This window comes from Bradyrhizobium sp., assembly GCF_047605465.1.
GTDB lineage: Bacteria > Pseudomonadota > Alphaproteobacteria > Rhizobiales > Xanthobacteraceae > Bradyrhizobium.
This window is the reverse complement of sequence record NZ_JASGFS010000009.1, coordinates 143094-159837: the sequence shown is the minus strand read 5'-3', so window position 1 is coordinate 159837 and position 16744 is coordinate 143094. Positions and strand designations below refer to the sequence as shown.

Here is a 16744-nt window from a genome sequence, read left to right as displayed (position 1 = left end):
GGGTCCTCGTCGCGGAAGCAGGGCGCGATCTGGAAATAGCGGTCGAAGCCCGACATCATCAGGAGCTGCTTGTACTGCTGCGGCGCCTGCGGCAGCGCGTAGAACTTGCCGGGATGAATGCGCGAGGGCACCAGGAAGTCGCGCGCGCCTTCCGGCGAGGAGGCGGTCAGGATCGGCGTGTTGAATTCGAAGAAGCCCTGCCCCTCCATGCGCCGACGCATCGACTTGATGATTTCGACGCGCGTCATGATGTTCTGGTGCAGCTTCTCGCGGCGCAGGTCGAGGAAGCGGTACTTCAGGCGGATGTCTTCCGGGTATTCCTGATCGCCGAACACCGGTAGCGGAAGGTCGCCGGCCGGGCCCAGCACCTCGATCTCGCTGACATAGATCTCGATCTTGCCGGTCGGCAGATCGTCGTTGTCGGTGCCTTCGGGGCGGCGGCGGGCCTTGCCGTCCATCCGCACCACGAATTCCGAACGCAGCTTCTCGGCCTGCGAGAACGCCGGCGAGTCCGGGTCGACCACGCACTGGGTCAGGCCGTAATGGTCGCGCAGGTCGATGAACAGCACGCCGCCATGGTCGCGAACGCGATGGACCCAGCCTGAAAGGCGGACCGTCTCGCCGATGTTGCTCTCGCGGAGCGCGCCGCATGTATGTGACCGGTAGCGATGCATGGTCGTCCCAAAATCAATGTCGGAGGATCGAATCGGACGGCCCAGACGGCCGGTCCGAAGTTGCGGCAGGGTTTACCCGACGAGGCCGGGGGCGGCAACCAAGGGAACGGCCTGTTTTGGGCCGGATGCCCCCCATTTTTGGCCGATCGGGCCTTGAGCCTTTGCCAACAGGCGTTCCCCGCCTATCTTTACGGCCATGACCGTCCATTTCCCGTTCCAGAACACCTATTCGGCGCTGCCGGACAACTTCTTTGCCCGGGTTGCGCCGACCCCCGTCACCGCTCCCCGGCTGATCAAGCTGAACCGGCCGCTGGCGATCCAGCTCGGGCTCGACCCTGACCTGCTGGAGACGCCGGAAGGCGCCGAGATCCTGGCGGGCAAGACGGTTCCGGCGGGAGCCGACCCGATCGCCATGGCGTATGCCGGCCACCAGTTCGGGCATTTCGTGCCCCAGCTTGGCGACGGCCGGGCGATCTTGCTTGGAGAGGTGATCGACAGGGACGGCATCCGCCGCGACATCCAGCTCAAGGGAAGCGGCCCCACCCCGTTCTCCCGCCGTGGCGACGGCCGCGCCGCGCTCGGGCCGGTGCTGCGCGAATACATCGTGAGCGAGGCCATGCATGCGCTGGGCATCCCGACCACCCGTTCGCTCGCCGCCGTCATCACCGGAGAGCACGTCATCCGCGAGACCGCCTTGCCCGGCGCGGTGCTGACGCGGGTCGCCTCGAGCCACATCCGTGTCGGCACCTTCCAATACTTCGCCGCCCGCCGCGACACCGATGCGATCCGCCGGCTCGCCGATCACGTCATCACCCGCCATTACCCCGATCTGCTGCAGGCGGAGCGGCCCTACCACGCCCTGCTCGCCGGCGTCGTCGCGCGCCAGGCCGGGCTCGTCGCGCGCTGGCTGCTGGTCGGCTTCATCCACGGCGTGATGAACACGGACAACAGCTCGATCTCCGGCGAGACCATCGACTACGGCCCCTGCGCCTTCATGGACGCCTACAATCCCGCACAGGTGTTTTCCTCGATCGACGAGATGGGCCGCTACGCCTATGCAAACCAGCCGCGCATCGCGCTGTGGAATCTGACCCGGCTCGCCGAATGCCTGCTGCCGCTGTTCTCGGACGACCAGGAGAAAGCGGTCGCGGAGGCGCAGGATATTCTCGGCGCCTTCCCCGAAACCTTCAGCACCGCCTACCAGGCAGGCCTGCGCCGGAAAGTCGGCCTGTTCACGGAGCGCGACGGCGACGAAGCGCTGATCCAGGATCTCCTGGATGCCATGGCCAAGAACGAGGCGGATTTCACCCTGACGTTCCGCAAGCTCGGTGATGCCGCTGCCGATGAGGCCGGCGTCGCCGACGTCCGCGCGCAGTTCATGGATCCCTCGGCCTTCGACGACTGGGCCAAGCGCTGGCGCGAGCGCCGGGCGCTGGAGCCGCAGAGCGCGGCCGATCGGCAAGCGGCGATGCACGCCGTCAACCCCGCCTTCATTCCGCGCAACCACCGCGTCGAGGCCGTGATCCAGGCCGCCATCAACGACGACGACTACGCGCCGTTCGAGGAATTGGTGAAGGTTCTGGCGAAGCCCCATGAGGATCAGCCGGAATACGCGGCCTATGCCGAGCCGCCGCTGCCGGACCAGCGGGTGCTGCGGACGTTCTGCGGGACGTAAGGCGCGCGTGTCTTCGCACGCGGTCCTTCCGCCGGGCGTCCTTGCCGGATGCCTGGCGAAGCTGTTCTGATTTTCCGATACTGGCATCATGCTGGTGTTTTGCCCGACGTGTCAACGGCTGCCGAACGACGCCCGGGCGCAGTCTGGTCAGGCGTCGGGCTACTGTGCATGGGGTTGTTTTCGATGTTTTTGGGTGCAGCCCTGCGCCTTCGCCGACGCTTCCTGTGGAATTCGGAGCGCGCGGAACCGCTGTCATCAAACTGAAACACACGCGCTCTAACCGCCTGTCAGGGCCGCCTTGCCGGAGGCGTCCATGCTCCAACGCACTGACAGGCGCGCCATGCCCTTCAAGTTCATTCATCTCACCGACACGCATCTGGCGAACCGGGGGCTGAAGCTCTACGGCCTCGACCCGCGCGCCCGGCTCGACGCCGCCGTTGCCGACATCAACAAGCACCAGTCCGACGCCGCCTTCGCGGTCGTGACCGGCGACCTCACCCATTGGGGCGAGCCAGACTCCTACGTCAATTTCGCCGAGGCGATGGCGGCGCTGAAGATCCCCTACATCGCCATGGTCGGCAATCACGATCGCCGCGTCGCCTGCCTCGACGGCCTGAAGGCCGCGCCGCGCGATCCCAACGGCTTCGTGCAGGGCACGCGCACCACCGAGCACGGCCTGTTCGTCTTCCTCGACACACTGGACGAGACTACCCATGCCGGCGAGATGTGCGCCAAGCGGCTCGACTGGCTCGCCAGCACGCTCGCCGCCGCGCCGGCCGACATGCCGTTCGTCGTCTTCATGCATCATCCGCCCTTCCCGGTCGGCGTGCACGCGATGGACGAGATCGCGCTGGCGCAGAGCGCAGAGTTTGCCGAGGTGATCGCGCCTTATCGTTCGCGCATCCGCCACCTCTTCTTCGGACATGTGCACCGGCCGATCTTCGGCAGCTACGGCAACATCCCCTTCTCCACGCTGCGCGGCACCAATCACCAGGTCTGGTTCGAACTCGACGCGAGCGCGCCGCACCTGGCGAGCCACGAGCCGCCGGCCTATGGCGTGGTGCTGATCGACGGAGAAAACCTCGTCGTGCACAGCCACGACTTCCTCGACACCAGTCTGCGCTTCCCCTTCGCCGCACCGGCGGGGATGGGCGACCGCGACTATGCGCTCAACTTCCCGGCGCGGTGAGATGAGCCTCGCCGAGCGCGCGGCTCTCCCGGTCGCGACTTCGGCGGCCCCGCGCCTGCATCTGCTGAAACGCCTTTCCACCGGCTTCAAGGCATCGCTGCCGGCTTACCTGCTCTTGTTGCCGTCGCTCGTTTTCCTCGCGCTGTTCACCTATGGCGCGATGGGGCGCGTCTTCATCGACGCGCTCTATCAGCGCGCGACGCCCAAGGCGCCGCTTCGCTTCGTCGGCCTGAACAACATCAGCGCGGTGCTGGCCGATCCCGCCTTCAGTGGCGCCGTCGTCAACAATCTCGTCTACGCCGTCGGCACGGCAGTCCCGAGCATCGGACTTGCGCTGCTGTTCGCGCTGGCGCTGGCGCGCACCAACATCGTCACCAGCGCGCTCCGCGCCGCACTGTTCCTGCCGGTGCTGATCCCGATGGTCGCGGCGTCCGCGCTGTTCCTGTTCATCTTCCTGCCCAATGTCGGGTTGCTCGACCACTACATCGGCCGCCTGCTTCCGGTGCTGCCGAACTGGCTCGGCGACCCCGACATCGCGCTCTACGCGATCATGATCATCACGATCTGGAAGAACGCCGGCTACTACATGCTGTTCTTCCTCGCCGGGCTGCAGGCGGTGCCCGAGGACGTCATGGAGGCCGCGCATCTCGACGGCGCCGGACCGTTCCACCGCCTGCGTTACATCATCCTGCCGGAGCTCAAGCCCACCTTCCTGTTCGTCACCGTCATCGCCACGCTCAACGCGGTGACGCAGGTCGACCACGTCTTCGTCATGACCAAGGGCGGGCCGTCGAACGCGACCAACCTCGTGCTGTTCTATGTCTACCAGCAGGCTGTGGAGCACTACGACATCGGCAAGGCCTCGGCGGCGACGCTGTTGACCCTGGCGGCGTTGATGGCGCTCACCGCGCTCTCCTTCCGCACGCTCGCCAACCGCGAGGGCGGCCCATGAGGCTGTTCAAGGGCCTGTTCGCGGATGCCCCGCTCGCGACCCGCAACGAGATCACGCCGAAGCTCGGCTTCGCGCTGACGGTGCTGCTCGCGGTCGTCTGGCTCATCCCGTTCCTGTGGATGGGCGTCGCCACGCTGCGCCCTGCGTCCGACGGCATCAACCTGATGGCCGAGCTGATACCGAGCCTGAAGCCGACGCTCGACAATGTCAGGGATGCCTGGGAGATCGGGGATTTCCCGCGCTACTTCCTCAACACCACCATCATCTGCGCCGGCATCCTGCTGGTGCAGTTCGTCACGATCACGCTGGCGGGCTTTGCCTTTGCGCGCCTCGCCTTCGCCGGAAAGACACTGATCTTCTACCTGTTCCTGATGCAGCTGATGCTGGTGCCGGTGCTGCTGATCGTGCCCAATCTCAGCCTGATCGCTCAGCTCGGCCTCTACGACACGCTCGCCGGCGTGATGATGCCGTTCTTCGCTTCGGCCTTCGGCACCTTCCTGATGCGGCAGGCCTTCGAGGCGATCCCGGCCGAACTCGAGGACGCCGCGCTGATCGACGGAGCCGGCCTGTTCCAGCGCATCCGTCACATCTACGTGCCGCTGTCGCTGCCGAGCTTTTCCGCCTTCGCCATCATCTCGGTGACCAGCCACTGGAACGACTTCCTGTGGCCGCTGATGGTGATCAATTCGCCGGACAAGCGGCCGCTCACGGTCGGGCTCTCGGTGTTCACCGCGACGGCCGAAGGCACGCAGGCCTGGGGCACCATCGCCGCGGGCACGCTGATGGTGATCGCGCCGCTGCTCGTCACGTTCCTCATCTTCCAGAAGCGCTTCATCAGCTCTTTCGTCACCTCAGGCATCAAATAGGAGATTATCCGATGCTGTTTTCCCGCAGGCTCGTGCTCGGCCTTGCCGTCACGGGCATCCTGGCAGGCGCCCTCGCCTTTCCGGCCAAGGCCGAAGGACCGACCGAGATCGACCTGTTCTTTCCCGTCCCGGTCGACGGCAAGCTCGCCCGCGACATGGGCACGATGATCAAGGAGTTCAACGAGGGTCACCCGAACATCAAGGCGACCGCCGTCTACACCGGCTCCTACGACGACACGCTGATCAAGACGCGCGCCGCGATCAAGGCCGGCAAGCCGCCGTCCGCCGTGATCATGTCGGCCAACTTCCTGCTCGACATGCAGATCGAGAACGAGCTCACCAATCTCGATCCCTTGATCGCCGCCGACGGCACCACCAAGGATCAGTTTCTGGGCCAGTTCTTCCCGGCGCTGCAGGGCAATGCCGTGATCAACCGCTCGGTCTACGGCGTGCCCTTCCACAATTCGACGCCGCTGCTCTACATCAACGCCGATCAGGCCAAGGAAGCCGGCCTCGATCCGGACAAGCCGCCGCAGACCTGGGCCGAGCTCACCGACTGGGCCAAGAAGCTCACCAAGCGCGAAGGCGACAAGGTGACCCGCTGGGGCATCGCGATCCCCTGCGCCTACGACTATTGCGGCTGGATGATGGAAACGCTCACCATGACCAATGGCGGGCGCTACTACAACGAGGAGTTCGGCGGCGAGGTCTATTACGACACGCCCTCGATGCTGGGCGCGCTGACCTGGTGGAACGATCTCGTCAACAAGCACAAGGTCCACGCCCCGGGCGCCACCGCCGGCCCGGCCGTCAGCACCTCCTTCATCTCCGGCAATGCCGCGATGATGATGCTGTCCACGGGCTCGCTGACCTATGTGCGCGACAACGCCAAGTTCAACTACAAGGTCGCCTTCATCCCGCGCAACGTCCGCAACGCCGTGCCGATCGGCGGCGCCTCGCTGATCGTTCCGGCGGGTGTGGACGCCGACAAGCAGAAGGCCGCCTGGACTTTGATCAAGTGGATGACCTCGCCGGAGAAGAGCGCCTGGTGGAGCCGCGCCACCGGCTACTTCGCTCCGAACATGGCCGCCTACAAGACGCCTGACATGGTCGACTTCCTGAACAAGAACCCGGACGCCAAGACCGCTGTCGAGCAGCTCGACGTCGCAAAGCCCTGGTTCGCGACCTACAAGACCGTGCCGGTGCGCAAGACGCTGGAGGACGAGGTGATGCTGGTCCTGAACGGCAAGAAGCAGCCGAAGGACGCGCTTGTTGCCGCGCAGAAGGCCGCCGACGAACTGCTCAAGCCGTACAACGCCGAGACCTCGCTGAAGCTGCCTTAAGGTCGCTTCACCGGGTGGATCAACTGGAAGCTGGTCCGCCCAGCCTATTTTTGAACGACAGCGGCGGGTGGTCCCTCACCCGCCGCTTTGCTTTTTGCAGCGCCTGCCCCCGTTAACTCGCTGTCCACCATCTCGACCTTGCCGGCCGCCGGTAACCACGAGAATTAACAGGGCGTCAATTTCACCCAGACAAGTTTCGCAATGTTTCTGGGGAGTTTTCGCCGTGGATCTGCTGGTTTTCGAGTTCCTGGGGCTGGCCTTGGTCGCCATGTGCGTAGCCGTGGTGGCGCTGCCCTGCGCGCGCAAACCCTCGCAGCGGATCCGTTACGAATAGGATTTCGGACCGGTTCAGGCGATTCCAGCCCAAATGCAAGGCTCGAATTCGCTGAGAGCCCCTTGACATCACAGCACTTTCGGCAGAACGGCTGATGTACGTGTCATGGGCTCTTCATGGATTTGATTACCACCACCGCTGACCTCGCGGCTGCCTGCAGCCGGCTGGCCAAGCATCCCGTCATAACCGTCGATACCGAGTTTCTGCGCGAGACCACCTACTACCCGCTGCTATGCGTGGTGCAGATGGCAAGCGCCGAGGAAGCCATTGTCATCGACGCCCTGGCCGAGGGCATCGACCTCAAGCCGTTCTTCGAGCTGATGGCCAACGAGGCCGTGCTGAAGGTGTTCCACGCCGCGCGCCAGGACATCGAGATCATCTGGCACCAGGCCAACATCATCCCGCATCCGGTGTTCGACACCCAGGTTGCAGCCATGGTGCTCGGCTACGGCGACAGCATCGCCTACGACCAGCTGGTCGAGAAGGTCACCGGCCATCGGCCGGACAAGACCCACCGCTTCACCGACTGGTCGCGCCGGCCGCTGACCAAGGAGCAGATGCATTACGCCGTGTCCGACGTCACGCATCTGCGCGACGTGTTCGCGGCGCTGGATGCCGACCTCAAGAAGCGGCGCCGCAGCGAATGGGTCTCCATCGAGATGGAGGTCCTGACCTCGCCCAAGACCTACGACTTCCATCCCGAACGCGCCTGGGAGCGGCTGAAGACGCGCGTGCGCAAGCCGAAGGACCTCGCAGTGCTCATGGAGGTCGCCGCATGGCGCGAGCAGGAAGCGCAGAGCCGCGACGTCCCGCGCGGCCGCGTGCTGCGCGACGAGGCCATCAGCGACATCGCGACCCACGCGCCGAACACGCTGGAGAAGCTCGCCCATCTGCGCTCGGTGCCGAAGGGCTTCGAGAAATCCAAATGGGGCGCGGACATCGTCGCCGCCGTCGAGCGCGGACTGGCGCGCGATTTCGCGACCCTGCCGAAGCTGGAAAAGCCGCGTAACAACTCCAATGGCGCGGCGATCGTCGAGCTATTGAAGGTGCTGCTGCGGATGACCGCCGAACGCCATGCGGTGGCGAGCAAGGTGATCGCGACAGTCGACGATCTCGAGGAAATCGCGGCCGACGACGAGGCCGACGTCCCCGCCCTGCGCGGCTGGCGCCGCGAGCTGTTCGGCGATGCCGCGCTGAAACTCAAGCACGGCGAACTCGCGCTCGCGATCGAGAAAGGCCGCGTGATCGGGGTGAAGCGAGCGGAATAGTTCGCGCTCACGCCCGGGGCGCCGTCCCGGCGAAGGCCGGGATTCACGCCCCCCGGGGGAGAAGTCCGGCGACGACTTTGCGCCGGGCGCTCCGACCACCACAAATCGATAGATCATGCGGTAAGAGTCCCGGCCTTGGCCGGGACGACACCGAGGTACGCGGATTGCTCCGCCTGCAATGACCTCCGCTTAGGCCGGCGTCAGCTTCGCGACGTCCGCCTTCATGTCGTCCAGCACGCCCGATATCGCGGCGAGCAGCTCGTCGATCTGGGCCTTGTTGACGATCAGCGGCGGGCAGATGGCGATGGCATCGAGCATGTTGCGCGAGATCACGCCGCGTTCCTGAAGCATGCGGCTGGCGATGCCACCGACCGCCCCGGGCGTGCTGGCCGCCGTCTTGCGCTGCTTGTCGAGCACCAGTTCGATGGCGGCGATCATGCCGACGCCGCGGACCTCGCCCACCAGCGGATGCCCCGAAAGCTCGCGCAGCTTGCCCTGCAAATAGCCGCCAAGTTCGGCGGCATGCGCAACCAGGCCGCGCTCCTCGATGATCTTGAGGTTCTCCAGCGCGACGGCCGAACCGACCGGATGTCCGCCCGCGGTGAAGCCGTGGCCGAGCACGCCGATCTTGTTGCTCTCATCGGCGATCGGCTCGAACATGCGATCATTCATGATGATTGCCGACAGCGGGAAATAGCTCGAAGTGATCTGCTTGGAGACGACGATCGCGTCCGGCTTGATGCCGTAGGTCTCGCAGCCGAACATCTTGCCGGTGCGGCCGAAGCCGCAGATCACTTCGTCGGCGATGAACAGGATGTCGTACTTGTTCAGAACCTTCTGGATCTTGTCCCAATAGGTCGCCGGCGGCACGACGACGCCGCCCGCCCCCATCACCGGCTCCCCGAAGAAGGCCGCGATGGTGTCGGGTCCCTCCTTCTGGATCAGCGCGTCGAGCTCCTCGGCCCGCCGTGTCGCGAATGCCTCCTCGCTCTCGCCCGGCGCGCCGTCCTTGTAGAAGTGCGGTGACCCCGTGTGCAGGATGTTCGGCAGCGGCAGGTCGAACGAGCGATGATTGTTCGGCAGTCCTGTGAGGCTCGCCGACGCGATCGTGACGCCGTGATAGGCGCGCAGGCGGCTGATCACCTTCTTGCGCTGCGGCTGGCCCAGCGCGTTGGAGCGATAGGCGATCAGCTTCAGGACGGTGTCGTTCGCCTCCGAGCCGGAATTGGTGAAGAAGACCTTGCTCATCGGCACCGGCGCGAGCGCGACCAGCTTCTCGGCAAGGTCGATCGAGGGGCCATGCGATTTCGCGGAGAAGGTATGGTAGAACGGCAAGGCCTGCATCTGCTTGTAGGCAGCCTCGACCAACCGCTTCTCGTTGAAGCCGAGCCCGACGCTCCACAAGCCCGCCATGGCCTCGAAATAGCGCTTGCCCGACGCATCGAAGACGTAAGGCCCATCGCCGCGCTCGATCACCAGCGGTCCCGCCTGCTGATGCGCACGCGCGTTGGTATAGGCATGAAGCTGATAGGCCACATCCCGGGCTTCTTGCGAATTCGGCAGCATGGACATTTCGGGGATCCTCAAGTCGTGACGTCGCCGGGCCAGCCAGCATCGTCAATGGGCTATTGCGGCAACGCAGAACAAGCAACGCCATTTCGTCTGCGGAAGTATCGCGGCAGCGTTGCGCATAGCGGGTACAGTACACGGATCAGGCGGCGCCGTCGCCATCCTCGCCTGCGGCGGCTTCGGCCGCCTCCCTCACCTCGACGAGCGCCATCGACAGCAGATAGACGGTCGTGGGCAGGCCGACCCGGCGCGCCTTCTCGACGGCGTGCGACAGGTCCGCCGCCAGCTGCTTCAGCTCTTCCCCCCGAGACACTGCCTGGTCCACCTATGCCGTCGGCCGCGTAAGCCTACACCGCGATGGCACCGCTGGTCTTCGCCAGTTCGGCGCTGGACTGGATCGTAGCAAAATTGCCGATGACATTCATCACCGCATATTTGTATGCGGCAGCATCGCCCGTGCCCGGTTGCCGGCAGGCGACGGCGTCGCCAATCACCTGATACCGGTGACTGCGATGAAATCCCTCGACGACCGTGGCCAGGATGGTCTCGTCCAGGGAAAAGCCCAGCAGAACGCACTGCACGTTGCGGATGTTGGACATGTAGTCGACGAACCGCGCCGAGCTGTATGCCGAGGGCAGCGGGTGCTCGAAGGTCATCTCTCCCGGCTGCGGCCTCGCCTCCGCGATCCAATCGGTCAGCCTGGATGCCGGGTTGAACCATGCCGCCTGCGCGATGCGCTTCAAATGCATCACCGGCCATTGCTTGTTACGCCAGAGCGTCAGGATCTCGAGGCAACGCAGGGTGGCGGCGTCGCCATCGAGAATGACGTGGCGACGCCCGGGGGTCAGATATTCGACCTGGAGATCCGCGCAGACCAGGATTGGCGGATCGTCATGGACAGAGACCGGCATTGTCTTGCGCGTGGCTGCACCAATTTCAGCGACCGGCGAGCGCGAGGTCCCGCAGCGGAGACGTCACCGCCCGCCCCGACGAAGCGTCGAGCACGCCCGGCCGGTCCCAGTCGCCCTCGGGACGGATGATCACATAGGGATCGCTGTCCAGCGTGATCGCGTCCGGGCCCGGCTCGATCTCCAGCACCATCTCCGTGTACGAGAAATCGGAGAAGGTGACCTTGCGGTTGTGGCCGAGCGGTTTGGCGCCGAAATGAGCCCAGAAATCGACCAGACGGTCCTGCGCCTGGCCGTAAATCTTGCGGAACCCCTTGCGCTTCACATAGTCGACACTCGCCTGCACGAGCTTGAACGACACGCGCGAGCGCCGATATTGATGACGCACCGCAAGGCGCTCCACTTTGGCGAAGTCGCCGAAGAAACGCACCCGCAGACAGCCCGCAGGCTCGTTGCCGACGTAGCCGATGAAATGGGCCGCGACCATGTCGTTGCCGTCGAACTCCTCGTCGAACGGGCAGTCCTGTTCGGCGAGATAGACCGCGGAGCGAATGGCGGTGACGAGCATGAGATCGTTCGGATCACGCGCGAGCCTGATGGTGATCGCGCGGGAGTCCGGCTTGGCGAGAGGAATTCTAGTGCCGTGCATCTACAAAACTCCTTGCTTGGATGATCGAGCCCGGCATGCGCATCGGCGTCCTATTCCAGGGCCGCTCGTAACACCAGAGATCGGGTTGGAAGCTCGGGACGGGCCTGAAGCCCGTCGCCTTCATGATGTCGCGTCCCGCCGAGGTCGACGGCTGCGCATAACAGTCGGCGCTGCGAAACCGCTGCTGGCGCAGATGCGCCGCAGCCTTGCCGAGACCGGCGATGCCGCGGCCCGTCGCCGCAATCGCCCAGATGTAGATGGCGGAAACCTCTTCGCCGGCGGATGCGAGATGGCGCGTGTCGGGCGCGGTCAGGCACAAATCGTCGAGCAGCAGCGCATCATGTCCGCGATCGTTGAGGAAGAGGAAGGCCATGCCGCCGACCAGATTGCCCTTCCGGCTGAAGGTCAGGATGCTCTGGGGATCGAAGGTGAAGTATCTTGCGAGATCCGATGCTCCGATCTGCACGCCAGGCACCAGCCGGTGCGCCATGTCGGAAAGCGCGGCAATTTGCGAAAATTGCGCACAACAGACATCGACGTCCGGACTCAACGGCAGCGCGTCGAAATCGTGCCTTGCGGCAAACGAGCCCCTTTCCATACTCATGTCGCCCCTTTATCGTCCGAGGCGTTAGTGCCCCGCTATGACGATGAGCTTAGCGGTTGGGGATCAGGAGTATGCAGCAAGTATTGCACCGGGGTGCTGCGATGATGCAGCACCGTGAAGAAGCCCTGGATGCATCCTGGGACGATTTGAAGCTCTTTTTAGCGTGCGCAAAATATAAAAGTTTCCGCAACGCCGCCGAGGAGCTCGGGCTTACGTCCACCACGCTGATGCGCCGGATCGACCGGCTTGAAGAGAGCATCGGCTGCAAGTTGTTTCTGCGCGATCAAAGCGGCCTCACGCTCAGCGATGAAGGCACCGCGATGATCGCCGATGTCGCGCACATGGAGCGTCACGCCTTCAACGTGTTCAGGCGTGCCTCGCGCTCGTCGAACGACACCGCCGGCACCGTGCGCGTCGCGGTGACGGAAGGCCCCGGCAATTTCTGGATCCTGCCGCGGCTGATCGATTTTCAGAAGACCTACCGCAAGATCACCGTCGATCTGCGCTGCGCGATGGAGCAAGCCGACGTCGCGCGGCTGGAGTCCGACATCGCGATCCAGCTCGAGCCGCCGACCAATCCCGATCTCATCGTCGCCAAGCTCGGCCGGCTGCACATCTATCCCTTCGTCTCCAAGGAGTACGAGAACCTCTACGGCGTGCCGGCGACGCTTGCCGAGTTGAAGAACCATCGCATCGTCAAGCAGACCGCGCCGCAGGTCGACGACACCGCCTATGCACGTATCCTCGGGCTCACGTCGCTCGAAGGCATCGTCGGGATCAAGACCAACTCTTCGGTCGGGGCGCTCTACGCCGTGGAGCGCGGTGCCGGCATCGGCTTCCTGCCGACGGTATCCATCGCGCTCGGTGCGCCGCTCATCGCCGTCGATCTCGGCGTGAGTCATCACGCCGATCTCTGGCTCACCTATCACAAGGAATTCCGCAGCTCCGAGCGGCACAAGATCGTCGTCGACTGGCTGAAGAAGATCTTCGATCCCAGGACCTATCCCTGCTTCCGCGACGAGTTCATCCATCCGAACGCGCTGGTGCCGATGATGACCTCCGCGCGCGAGGGGTTCGGCCTGACGGGATATGTCGCGGCCACCCCGACGTGAGCGCGGCACACCCCGCCTCTCACCATCTGTATTCGAAGCCGAGCGTGCCCTGATGAGACCGCAACTCGTTGCGGAATTTGCCGTCGTAATTGACGTAGAGCCGCGCGCTGTTGGTCAGGCTGAGTGAGGCCGAAGCGCCGGCATCCATGCCGTAGCGGCTCTCGCCGATGCCCGGCACGACGATGCTCTCGGAGCCGAGGCTGACCTGTACCGATCCCAGGTTCTGATAGAAATTGTCGACGAACTTGCCGTAGGCCGACAAGTCCAGGATCTTCTGGTCGAAGATGAAGTAGCGTCCGATCTCCGCCCCGATCAAGCCGCGCGCCCGCGCGATCGCCGTCGAGCCGACGTTCAACGGATCAAGTCCGCCGGACTCCTGGAACGACGCGCTGGTGGCGCGTACATATTCGAGTGCGCCTTTGGGCACGACCCGCATCTGATCCTTGGTCCAGTAGTAACTGATCTCGGTCAATGCGCCGTCGATGGACGCGCGATAACCGGCGGTCGCAAGGCCAAGGCCGGTGTCGCGGCTGGACCGGACGTTTCCGAAGCCGTGCACGACCGCGAAGGCCCAGGTCCATGGGCCCTTGTCGACGGAGCCGTTGAAGCCGAGCTGGGTCAGGTCGAGCTTCGCCGACTGAAGAGCAAGCGGCACGTCGATGTCGGTGTGGCTTTGGTCGACGGAGAACCCGACATTCACACCCGGCGCGAGGCGCGCTCCGAAACCGGCGACGCCCCCGTACGTCTTGCGGCTGTCCCCGGCGAAGTCGCCTTGCGCATCGGTCCGGACCGAGACGCCATAACCCTCGAACCAGGTGCGGTAGCGCGGATCCTCCGCATTCTCCGATCCACCGCCGCCGCCGGGATTGGTGCGGAATGTACGGTTGATACCCCCCGACGCCTGGTTACCGAGGCGCTCCAGAAATCCCGAGCCGAGATTGAGCGCAGTGTTGCCGGCCGACTGATCGTAATTGGTCGACGTGACTGACGGCGTTGGCGGCGTCGGTGGCGGAGCCACGGGCGGTGCGATCTGCGCGAAGCCGGGGGTTGCGAATATCGCCATCACGACACAAACAGGGGCCGTCGCGGTCATCAACCGGCGAAGCCGCTCCTGCCCGATCGTCTGCGACGTTCTCGAGAGCTGCAATGCGCAGCACATGGCGACAAATCCCCAAACGAACGGAGGCGCGCAAAAATGCAACACGCGCTGCGGCGAGTGAGACGATTTGTGCCGAACTGCAACGCAGGGTCAATCGGTTGCCCACCTCGTTCGAGGGGTATTGCGCCTCATTGTGCTTCCTCGGCCACAGGTTGGAAATTGCAGCCCGGCATGCCTCGTCCGATCTTGAAATTCGGCTGCGCCTTGCTAGCGCGCGGTTTTCATGTTGCAATATTAGGCACAATCGGAATTGGCCGTTCGCTGTGCGTTTCGCGACATTGAGACTCGAGCAGACTTCCGGAAGCCCGTTTGTGGCGTGGCACGCGAAAAGCGGCCGCGTCCTTTTTGTATCCAGTGGAGGAGACTAGCGATGCCGCAAAAGGGCACCGTCAAATGGTTCAACCCGACCAAGGGCTATGGGTTCATCAAGCCGAACGGCGGCGACAAGGACGTGTTCGTCCATATCTCGGCCGTCGAGCGGGCCGGACTCTCCACCCTCAATGAAAACCAGGTGGTTGAATACGACCTCGTGGAGAACCGCGGCAAATCATCCGCGGAAAACCTCAAGGTCTCCTGATCTTTCTCGGCCTGCCGCGCGAGAGAACATGACATTGCCCCCGGCTTTGCCGGGGGGCTGGTTTGCGCGGGGCCAAAGCAGATGCGCGGCGGCGGTTCAGTGTACCGCCGGCGAAATCAGGAAATTCTCGGACGGTCCGCTTCCGGCCGTCCTGCAGACGTCCCCCTCGATCCGGACTTTGCCGGTCGCGAGCAGGCGTAGCGCTTCCGGATAGATGCGGTGCTCGATTTCGTGAATCCGCTCCGAGAGCGTGTCACCCGTGTCGTTGTCGCTGACGGGCACTGCGCCCTGCATCACGATCGGGCCGGCATCGGTCTCGGGGATCACGAAGTGCACCGTCGCGCCGGACAGCTTGACTCCGGCGCGCAGGGCCTGGCCGTGCGGGTCGAGGCCCGGGAAGGACGGCAGGAGTGACGGATGAATGTTGAGCATCCGCCCGTACCAGGCCTTGGCGAACTCTGCGGTGAACAGGCGCATGAAGCCGCCGAGGCAGATCAGCTCGATGCCGTGCTGGTCGAGGGCCCCCTGCAGCACCGCCTCGAAACCGGCGCGGTCCTTGCCGAACGGCTTGCTCTCGATCACGAGCGTCTTCACGCCGCCCGCCTTGGCACGTTCCAGTCCGGGCGCGTCCGCCTTGTTCGAGATGACGAGTGAAATCTCGGCCGGAAAGTCCGGCGCTGACGCGGCCTTGATCAGAGCGGCCATGTTGGAGCCGCGGCCGGAGATGAGGATGGCGACGCGGCGCTTCATCACAGCGTCAGGTCGAGGTGGCCGTTATAGACGACGCGATGCTCGCCCTCGGCCGGGATCACGGTGCCGAGTTGCGCCACGGTCTCGCCGGCATCGGTGAAGACCTGCACGACCTGATCGACCTTGTCGGGCTCGACGATCGCGATCATGCCGATGCCGCAGTTGAAGGTCCGGAGCATCTCGAGCTCGGCGATGCCGGCCTGCGCCGCCAGCCATTTGAACACCGGCAATACCGGCAGGCGCGCCAGATCGATGCCGACACCAAGATGCTGCGGCAGCACACGCGGAATGTTGTCGGTGAAGCCGCCACCGGTGATGTGGGCGAGCCCCTTCACGGCACCGGTTTCGCGGATCGCGCGCAGGCAGGATTTGACGTAGAGCCGTGTCGGCGTCAGCAGCGCGCCGCCGAGCGTCATGACCGGCGCGAACGGGGCCTGCGCTTCGAAGCCAAGGCCGGATTGCTCGACGATCTTGCGCACCAGCGAGAAGCCGTTGGAGTGCACGCCCGAGGATGCAAGGCCGATCACGGCATCGCCCGCGGCGATGTCCTTGCGCGGCAGCAGCGTTCCCCGTTCGGCGGCGCCCACGGCGAAGCCGCCGAGATCGTAATCGCCGTCCTTGTAGAGGCCGGGCATCTCGGCGGTCTCTCCGCCGATCAGGGCGCAGCCGGACTCGCGGCATCCTTCGGCGACACCCGCGACGATCGCGGCCGTGGCCTCCGGGTCGAGCTTGCCGCAGGCAAAATAGTCCAGGAAGAACAGCGGCTCGGCGCCCTGCACCACGAGGTCGTTGACGCTCATGGCGACAAGGTCGATGCCGATCCCGCCATGCAGGCCGGTCTCGATCGCGATCTTGACCTTGGTTCCGACGCCATCGGTGGCGGCAACCAGGACGGGATCCTTGAATCCGGCCGCCTTGAGGTCGAACAGGCCGCCAAAGCCGCCGATCTCGGCATCGGCGCCGGGACGCGCGGTGGCGCGCACCATCGGCTTGATCAGGTCGACCAAGCGGTTGCCCGCGTCGATGTCGACGCCTGAATCGGCGTAAGTAAGGCCGTTTTTGCGGTCGGTCATGCCCGATTTCCAGTGGGTTTGCGGCTGGTTACGTCGAATTCC

General features: G+C 64.7%; 17 protein-coding genes. 8 read left to right on the top strand and 9 right to left on the bottom strand.

What is annotated here, in order from left to right:
• The coding region (locus QM712_RS11545; RefSeq protein WP_415023221.1) for an amino acid--tRNA ligase-related protein at positions 1-674 on the bottom strand (674 nt) is incomplete at its 3' end.
• Positions 675-870: 196 nt separating this feature from the next.
• Between QM712_RS11545 and QM712_RS11540 the strand changes: the two genes are divergently transcribed.
• From QM712_RS11540 to rnd, 6 genes are all read left to right on the top strand, one after another.
• The gene (locus QM712_RS11540) at positions 871-2349 is read left to right on the top strand and encodes a protein adenylyltransferase SelO (RefSeq protein WP_415023220.1); all 1479 of its coding nucleotides are present in this window, start codon (positions 871-873) and stop codon (positions 2347-2349) included.
• Between the two features lie 340 nt (positions 2350-2689).
• The gene (locus QM712_RS11535; RefSeq protein WP_415023228.1) at positions 2690-3538 is read left to right on the top strand and encodes a phosphodiesterase; all 849 of its coding nucleotides are present in this window, start codon (positions 2690-2692) and stop codon (positions 3536-3538) included.
• Position 3539: 1 nt separating this feature from the next.
• Positions 3540-4490, top strand: coding sequence for a carbohydrate ABC transporter permease (locus tag QM712_RS11530; protein ID WP_415023219.1), 951 nt, complete (start codon positions 3540-3542; stop codon positions 4488-4490).
• Complete coding sequence (locus tag QM712_RS11525; protein ID WP_415023218.1) at positions 4487-5356, top strand: carbohydrate ABC transporter permease; 870 nt, start codon at positions 4487-4489, stop codon at positions 5354-5356. Before QM712_RS11530 ends, QM712_RS11525 begins: the two co-directional genes overlap by 4 nt.
• A gap of 11 nt (positions 5357-5367) precedes the next feature.
• Entirely contained in the window at positions 5368-6699 is a 1332-nt protein-coding gene (locus tag QM712_RS11520; RefSeq protein ID WP_415023217.1) for an ABC transporter substrate-binding protein, read from the top strand.
• 450 nt (positions 6700-7149) lie between these two features.
• Positions 7150-8301, top strand: coding sequence for a ribonuclease D (gene rnd / locus QM712_RS11515; protein WP_415023216.1), 1152 nt, complete (start codon positions 7150-7152; stop codon positions 8299-8301).
• A gap of 189 nt (positions 8302-8490) precedes the next feature.
• Here the strand turns inward: rnd and QM712_RS11510 are convergent, their stop codons facing one another.
• The 5 genes from QM712_RS11510 to QM712_RS11490 all read right to left on the bottom strand — a co-directional run bounded on the left by QM712_RS11510 (position 8491) and on the right by QM712_RS11490 (position 12031).
• On the bottom strand, positions 8491-9873 hold the full coding sequence (locus QM712_RS11510; RefSeq protein ID WP_415023215.1) for an aspartate aminotransferase family protein: 1383 nt from the start codon (positions 9871-9873) through the stop codon (positions 8491-8493).
• Positions 9874-10012: 139 nt separating this feature from the next.
• Positions 10013-10183, bottom strand: a complete 171-nt coding sequence (locus QM712_RS11505) for a hypothetical protein (RefSeq protein WP_415023214.1) — start codon at positions 10181-10183, stop codon at positions 10013-10015.
• A gap of 34 nt (positions 10184-10217) precedes the next feature.
• Positions 10218-10781, bottom strand: coding sequence for an isochorismatase family protein (locus tag QM712_RS11500; RefSeq protein WP_415023213.1), 564 nt, complete (start codon positions 10779-10781; stop codon positions 10218-10220).
• Positions 10782-10806: 25 nt separating this feature from the next.
• Positions 10807-11427 (bottom strand): GNAT family N-acetyltransferase, encoded by a 621-nt coding sequence (locus QM712_RS11495; protein WP_415023212.1) that lies wholly within the window; start codon positions 11425-11427, stop codon positions 10807-10809.
• Positions 11414-12031 (bottom strand): hypothetical protein, encoded by a 618-nt coding sequence (locus QM712_RS11490; protein ID WP_415023211.1) that lies wholly within the window; start codon positions 12029-12031, stop codon positions 11414-11416. The genes QM712_RS11495 and QM712_RS11490 overlap by 14 nt, the downstream gene beginning before the upstream one ends.
• 71 nt (positions 12032-12102) lie before the next feature.
• Here QM712_RS11490 and QM712_RS11485 point away from each other — a divergent pair, with 71 nt between their 5' ends.
• Positions 12103-13143: a LysR family transcriptional regulator gene (locus QM712_RS11485; protein ID WP_415023210.1), complete on the top strand. Its 1041-nt coding sequence runs from the start codon at positions 12103-12105 to the stop codon at positions 13141-13143.
• A 19-nt stretch (positions 13144-13162) separates the two neighbouring features.
• Here the strand turns inward: QM712_RS11485 and QM712_RS11480 are convergent, their stop codons facing one another.
• On the bottom strand, positions 13163-14302 hold the full coding sequence (locus QM712_RS11480) for an autotransporter outer membrane beta-barrel domain-containing protein (RefSeq protein WP_415023209.1): 1140 nt from the start codon (positions 14300-14302) through the stop codon (positions 13163-13165).
• Between the two features lie 370 nt (positions 14303-14672).
• Between QM712_RS11480 and QM712_RS11475 the strand changes: the two genes are divergently transcribed.
• Positions 14673-14879 carry a cold-shock protein gene (locus tag QM712_RS11475; protein ID WP_008551638.1) on the top strand — a complete coding sequence of 69 codons (207 nt, stop codon included), beginning with the start codon at positions 14673-14675 and terminating at the stop codon, positions 14877-14879.
• A gap of 96 nt (positions 14880-14975) precedes the next feature.
• Here QM712_RS11475 and purN read toward each other — a convergent pair whose 3' ends face one another.
• Together purN and purM are read right to left on the bottom strand one after the other, a co-directional pair.
• Entirely contained in the window at positions 14976-15629 is a 654-nt protein-coding gene (purN, locus tag QM712_RS11470) for a phosphoribosylglycinamide formyltransferase (protein WP_415023208.1), read from the bottom strand.
• The gene (purM, locus tag QM712_RS11465; protein ID WP_415023207.1) at positions 15629-16702 is read right to left on the bottom strand and encodes a phosphoribosylformylglycinamidine cyclo-ligase; all 1074 of its coding nucleotides are present in this window, start codon (positions 16700-16702) and stop codon (positions 15629-15631) included. Before purM ends, purN begins: the two co-directional genes overlap by 1 nt.
• Between the last annotated feature and the right edge of the window lie 42 nt (positions 16703-16744).

Excerpts from the sequence above, each read along its gene's own strand:
- QM712_RS11540 (WP_415023220.1), top strand. The coding sequence starts at position 871 with ATGACCGTCCATTTCCCGTTCCAGAACACCTATTCGGCGCTGCCGGAC.
- QM712_RS11535 (WP_415023228.1), top strand. The coding sequence starts at position 2,690 with ATGCCCTTCAAGTTCATTCATCTCACCGACACGCATCTGGCGAACCGG.
- QM712_RS11530 (WP_415023219.1), top strand. The coding sequence starts at position 3,540 with ATGAGCCTCGCCGAGCGCGCGGCTCTCCCGGTCGCGACTTCGGCGGCC.
- QM712_RS11525 (WP_415023218.1), top strand. The coding sequence starts at position 4,487 with ATGAGGCTGTTCAAGGGCCTGTTCGCGGATGCCCCGCTCGCGACCCGC.
- QM712_RS11520 (WP_415023217.1), top strand. The coding sequence starts at position 5,368 with ATGCTGTTTTCCCGCAGGCTCGTGCTCGGCCTTGCCGTCACGGGCATC.
- rnd (WP_415023216.1), top strand. The coding sequence starts at position 7,150 with ATGGATTTGATTACCACCACCGCTGACCTCGCGGCTGCCTGCAGCCGG.
- QM712_RS11510 (WP_415023215.1), bottom strand. The coding sequence starts at position 9,873 with ATGTCCATGCTGCCGAATTCGCAAGAAGCCCGGGATGTGGCCTATCAG.
- QM712_RS11500 (WP_415023213.1), bottom strand. The coding sequence starts at position 10,781 with ATGCCGGTCTCTGTCCATGACGATCCGCCAATCCTGGTCTGCGCGGAT.
- QM712_RS11495 (WP_415023212.1), bottom strand. The coding sequence starts at position 11,427 with ATGCACGGCACTAGAATTCCTCTCGCCAAGCCGGACTCCCGCGCGATC.
- QM712_RS11490 (WP_415023211.1), bottom strand. The coding sequence starts at position 12,031 with ATGAGTATGGAAAGGGGCTCGTTTGCCGCAAGGCACGATTTCGACGCG.
- QM712_RS11485 (WP_415023210.1), top strand. The coding sequence starts at position 12,103 with ATGCAGCAAGTATTGCACCGGGGTGCTGCGATGATGCAGCACCGTGAA.
- QM712_RS11480 (WP_415023209.1), bottom strand. The coding sequence starts at position 14,302 with ATGTGCTGCGCATTGCAGCTCTCGAGAACGTCGCAGACGATCGGGCAG.
- QM712_RS11475 (WP_008551638.1), top strand. The coding sequence starts at position 14,673 with ATGCCGCAAAAGGGCACCGTCAAATGGTTCAACCCGACCAAGGGCTAT.
- purN (WP_415023208.1), bottom strand. The coding sequence starts at position 15,629 with ATGAAGCGCCGCGTCGCCATCCTCATCTCCGGCCGCGGCTCCAACATG.
- purM (WP_415023207.1), bottom strand. The coding sequence starts at position 16,702 with ATGACCGACCGCAAAAACGGCCTTACTTACGCCGATTCAGGCGTCGAC.